We start from the raw sequence: 3,324 nt of genomic DNA, 5'->3' as shown, positions 1-3,324 counted from the left end.
GCAACTTATCCGATGGAATTATAACATGCCAAATAATATAAGCATTTACTAATTTAGCTTTTGACGTACAAAAAAAGCCGACAAAATCGGCTTTTTTTGAATCGTCAGACAGTTAATTATCGTTGGAACTGTCTTCCATGTTTTTAATGACCTTGTAAGCAATCACGGCAATCACAACAATTGTCAGTACAAGGCTCACAATAGCACCAATCGCTACAGCATCTAATCCCATATCAATCTCCTTGAATCTATCGACTCGTAATTACGTCAGTTCGACGTTTACTCTTCGCCACCACCAAGTTGATGGACATAAACAGCAAGCTTTTTGATTTCAGTTTCTGAAAGCCGTTGAGTTTCATCACCTTCATAATATTCTTCAGGATCATCACCGTATTCTTCTGCTTCCAGACGAACAGCAAGTTTTTCATTCCAGCCCGGCATTACTGCAATACGGGTGTTAGGATCATTTGCATCATTTACTCCGTGCAGAATTGTATGGCGAATCTCATCCGGTTCACCAGAAAAGCGCCAGACTTTGTCAGACAAATTAGCCGAACCTAACTGCTGAATCCCTTTAGCTTCTGCACCATGGCACGCTACACAACCTTTTTCGTTGTAAAGTTTCCATTGCGCTTCGGTAGCTTCACCAGCTGAGTTACTCAACACGAATTCAACCAGGCCATCCACTTCTTCTTCTGTTAACAGTTCAGCATGTGCAGGCATCATTCCTTGACGACCTTTGGCCAGGGTTTCAATGATTTTGTTTACTGTTCCACCGTATAACCAGTCATCATCAGCAAGGATTGGGTAACCTGAACCAGGTTGAGGATATCCGCCAACACCATGACAGGCTGCACAGTTATCACCATAAAGAACTTTGCTTGAACCTACTGCATAACGTAATAGTTCATCATCTTCGAGAATTTCTTCCGCTGACATCGCAGCAATACGATCTTCAAAAGGTGCACGTTTTTCCTTGATTTGTGCCATGTCTTCCTTGTATTCATTAATCTGTGTCCAACCCAGAATACCTTGGGTGTTTCCATTCACCAATGGTAGAGAAGGATAAAGAATAAAATATACCAACACTAACAAACCGCTCAGGTATAAAGCTATTGTCCACCAACGTGGCGGTGGATTGGTCAATTCTCTGATGCCATCCCATTCATGCCCTGTATCAGGACATTCATTTGGGTTTTTATTGTTATCAGCCATCATTTTTCTCCGAATTTATATCGTCATCTCTCAGTGGCAAGTCACGATGCGATTCAAGTTTTTCTTTGTTTTTTGGGCGTAATACCCAGAAATACATACCAAACATCAGTAAGAAAATAACAACCGTCAGAATGGTACCGACCCAATCACTTACGGTCATTGCAGACCAGTTTGTCTTAAAATAAGACAGAAAATCACTCACGGTAATCTCTTCCTGGTTCAAATTGAATCATGGTGCCAAGCACTTGCAGATAAGCTACCAGAGCATCCATTTCAGTTTTGCCTTCTACGACTTCAGCTGCTCCCAGAATTTCTTCATCACTGTAAGGAACCCCCAGAACTTTCATTGCTTTGAGTCGTTTAATCATACCTTCACCATCAATGGTCGATTCGTCCAGCCAAGGATACCTAGGCATAACGGATTCAGGCACAACAGAACGTGGGTCACGTAAATGCTGAATATGCCATGCATCAGAGTATTTACCACCAACACGCGCTAAATCCGGTCCGGTACGTTTTGACCCCCATTGAAACGGGTGATCATATTTGGACTCTACCGCCAATGAATAATGACCATAACGATCTTTTTCATCACGGAATGGACGCACCATTTGTGAATGACACAGATAGCAACCTTCCCGCTGATAAACATCACGTCCAGCTAACTCAAGTGCAGTGTACGGACGTACACCCTGCAGTTCTTCGTATTCAGGATAGACATCATCCTCAAAAGTGTTATCCAGATAGAACAATGGCACGATCTCGACAATACCACCAACTGAGACTACCAAAGCTGTTGCCAGTACCAATCCCCAGACGTTTACCTCTACCCACTCTTGAAAGCTAATGCGTTTATTAGATTTTTTAGCCATGCTGATACCCTCAAATATTCGCTGCAGTTGCCATTTCGGCGGACGGTTTTGCAATCGCGCGGCGAATAGTCACTGTTACGTTAAACAGCATGATAACCGCACCCAGGAAGAAAATCAGTCCGCCAATTGCACGCATCGCATAATAAGGATGCATCTGTGCTACAGACTCAACAAAGGTGTAGGCCAAATTGCCATATTCATCATATGCACGCCACATCAGACCTTGCATGATGCCTGAAACCCACATTGCGGTGATGTAAATTGCGGTACCAATTGTCGCCATCCAGAAATGCAGATTGACCAGCTTGACCGAATACATGGTTGTGCCCCACATACGTTCGACCATGTGATACAACGCACCCACAGAGACCATGGCAACCCAGCCAAGCGCTCCTGAGTGAACGTGACCGATGGTCCAGTCAGTGTAATGAGACAACGCATTTACGGTTTTCGAAGCCATAACTGGACCTTCGAAAGTTGACATGGCATAGAACGCTAAAGAAACGATCAGGAAACGTAAAATATAGTCCGTACGTAATTTGTCCCACGCACCGCTCAGTGTAAACATACCGTTTAACGCACCACCCCATGAAGGAATAATCATCGCAAGGGAGATGGCTGCACCCAGTGAACCGGTCCAATCTGGTAGTGCGGTATATTGGAGATGGTGAGCACCCAACCAGACATAACCAAATACCAGCGCCCAGAAATGGATAACTGAGAGGCGGTATGAATAAACCGGACGGTTTGCCTGTTTAGGTACAAAGTAATACATGATGCCGAGGAAACCAGCTGTCAGGAAGAAACCAACAGCGTTATGACCCCACCACCATTGAATCATCGCATCCTGAACCCCGGAAAAAATGGAATAGGATTTCCACATACTGACCGGAATAGACAGACTATTGACCACATGGAGGTAGGTAATCATGATCATCATTGCCAGGAAGAACCAGTTGGCAACATAGATATGCGAAACCTTACGCACTGATAGAGTCATGATGAAATTGAACATGTAGCTTATCCAAACCACCGCAATTAAAATATCCAGCGGCCATTCCAGCTCAGCATATTCTTTTGATTGAGTCAGACCTAAAGGCAGAGTAATGATGGCACCAAGAATAATCAGGTTCCAGCCCCAGAAGGTGAACCATGCCAATTTATCACTCCACAGTCTGACGCCAGAGGTGCGTTGCACAACATAAAATGCTGTCGCCATCAAAGTCGAACCACCAAA

Annotated in this window: 4 protein-coding genes; all 4 read right to left on the bottom strand. The window is 44.1% G+C overall.

Annotated elements, in window-relative coordinates; translation table 11 throughout:
* Positions 1–279: 279 nt before the first annotated feature.
* Positions 280–1,215: a cytochrome-c oxidase, cbb3-type subunit III gene (gene ccoP, locus B3M51_RS09385; RefSeq protein WP_292480990.1), complete on the bottom strand. Its 936-nt coding sequence runs from the start codon at positions 1,213–1,215 to the stop codon at positions 280–282.
* A complete protein-coding gene (locus B3M51_RS09380; RefSeq protein WP_292355440.1) occupies positions 1,208–1,417 on the bottom strand; it encodes a cbb3-type cytochrome c oxidase subunit 3 in 210 nt (69 codons plus the stop codon). Before B3M51_RS09380 ends, ccoP begins: the two co-directional genes overlap by 8 nt.
* Complete coding sequence (gene ccoO, locus B3M51_RS09375) at positions 1,410–2,087, bottom strand: cytochrome-c oxidase, cbb3-type subunit II (protein ID WP_292480991.1); 678 nt, start codon at positions 2,085–2,087, stop codon at positions 1,410–1,412. The genes B3M51_RS09380 and ccoO overlap by 8 nt, the downstream gene beginning before the upstream one ends.
* 10 nt (positions 2,088–2,097) lie before the next feature.
* The coding region (gene ccoN / locus B3M51_RS09370; protein ID WP_292758537.1) for a cytochrome-c oxidase, cbb3-type subunit I at positions 2,098–3,324 on the bottom strand (1,227 nt) is incomplete at its 5' end.

The sequence above is a fragment of the Methylophaga sp. UBA2689 genome, assembly GCA_002354555.1.
GTDB lineage: Bacteria > Pseudomonadota > Gammaproteobacteria > Nitrosococcales > Methylophagaceae > Methylophaga.
Note: the sequence above shows the minus strand (reverse complement) of the source record. Positions and strands in the feature narration are given on the sequence as shown.

Bases quoted from the DNA above. Each gene is read 5' to 3' on its own strand.
- ccoP (WP_292480990.1), bottom strand. From the start codon at position 1,215: ATGGCTGATAACAATAAAAACCCAAATGAATGTCCTGATACAGGGCAT.
- ccoO (WP_292480991.1), bottom strand. From the start codon at position 2,087: ATGGCTAAAAAATCTAATAAACGCATTAGCTTTCAAGAGTGGGTAGAG.